We start from the raw sequence: 1,915 nt of genomic DNA, 5'->3' as shown, positions 1-1,915 counted from the left end.
ATATTACAGGAATTAACGCTTTTTAAAAAAAAATAAATTTCTCTCGCAGATTTTGCGGATTTGGATGATCTTTTTGATATTTCAATCTGCTAAATTTGTAAAATCTGCGAGAGTTTTAAATTTAAGCAGTTTTAATTAGAATAAGTTTTGACATTTTCAATAAAACTCATTTCAGGATTTAAAATTTCAAGAATTAAATTTTGGATTGAAATCATTGCGTCATCAAGGTTTCCTACAGCAAATTCCAGCAATACGACTCCTTTTTTAGCATCCGCAAAACTCCAGATTCCGGTTTCTACAGGATAACCCCAAAATTCAGGTAAATTTTGAACGACATATTGATACAGACAAAGCTGCATCGCCTGTTTTCTGTCACTGTTTTGGAAATAGTCTGACTTATTTAACTCATCAATTTTTACGGTAAGATTTTTGGTTTTTGCAGTTTTATAATCGATAATCCTTATCGTTCCGTTTAATCGGTCAATCCGGTCGATAAAACCAAAGAAAGAAACCTTGTCATTTTTTTCTTCGTTCAGATAAAAATCTATGCCTTCAAATCTTCTTTSAATATCTATAATTTCCAAAGAATTTCCGGCTTTTATTAATTCTAAATCGTGGTTTAGAATATTCTCAATTACTTTTTTTGCAATCGCTTTGTGGATGTAATTCATCCCTTTATTATAAAATTCAGGCTGATGTTTCAACTTCTCAATTGCAATATTTATAAATTGATCTATTTGTTTAATTGAATTTTGTAAGTCATTTAATTTTAAAACTTTACCTTTTAATACTTCATAAACTTCTTGAAGCGTATAATGAACCAGGTTTCCGTAATTTCTTACCGATAATTCTTCTTCAATTTCATCGGCTTCAGAAGTATTCAAAATCTTAGAAAGGTAAAAATCGATCGGATTATACAAGTAACTCGTCAGATGTGAAGCTGAAACTTTTTCTTTCCATTTTAAAAGCTGCTGCTGAACAATTTCAGTTTTAAAAATTTCAATCGGCTGACTTAAAATTGGCTGTGAAGCATTCTCTACAATAACGTGTTCGATATGATGCGAACTTTCCATTTCGATCTGGGTAATAAACCGACTCTTTTCGCCCGTATTTACGCCTGAACTTAAAGCATTGAAAAGCAAATGTACATTTTGCGCATCCTGAATTAAACGGTAAAAATGATAGGCATAAATGCTGTCGTTTTCAAGGAAAGTATGCAGATCGAAATGCCTTCTTATATCAAATGGAATATAAGTATTTTGCGAGTTTCCGAGCGGTAATTTACCTTCGTTTACCGATAGTAAAATCACGTTTTCAAAGTTTAAAAGACGGGTTTCCAAAAGTCCCATTACCTGAAGTCCTTTCAACGGTTCACCCTGAAAATCTATACTTTCAGAATTAATGTGCTGATTGATAAGGATTTCAAGCGTTTCCATCCTGATTTCAAAACCGTAAGGCGTGATCTGGTTTTTGATAATTCTGAATGCATTTTCAAAATGAGAAACATTTTCATACTGAATATCGTCCAATTCAAGCCATTTTATTTTTTTGCAAAAATCAATTAAATCATCCAGAAAAACGTATCCAGAATCGGCTTTCTGAAGCAAATTAAAATAAGAAAGATTACCCAAAAGTTCACCCAAAAGCTTCTGAGAAATATAAACGATGTTTCTTTCTTCTATTTTAGATTTAAAATCATTGATAACTTTTTCATCATCATCTGATTTCGGAAGCTCTTCAAGAATGGGATAAACATCACGGTAATAGTAAGAAGTTTTGCTTTTTTCAAGCTGTTTCTGAAGATAAAAAAGCTGCTTCACTGCATTAGAAAAAGAAAGATTTTTCAGCGGAAAACCCATTGTAATATTGAGGTTTTCAACTTCATGCATTACATCCAGACTTGCAGGAAGAAGGT

1 protein-coding gene is annotated in these 1,915 nt (G+C 31.9%); it reads right to left on the bottom strand.

Going from position 1 to position 1,915, the window contains the following annotated elements; translation table 11 throughout:
- Positions 1-131: 131 nt before the first annotated feature.
- On the bottom strand, positions 132-1,915 hold a 1,784-nt coding region (locus AB4Y90_RS17750; RefSeq protein ID WP_441558891.1), incomplete at its 5' end, for a PD-(D/E)XK nuclease family protein.

Source organism: Chryseobacterium sp. 2TAF14 (assembly GCF_052115105.1).
Classification (GTDB): domain Bacteria; phylum Bacteroidota; class Bacteroidia; order Flavobacteriales; family Weeksellaceae; genus Chryseobacterium.
Note: the sequence above shows the minus strand (reverse complement) of the source record. Positions and strands in the feature narration are given on the sequence as shown.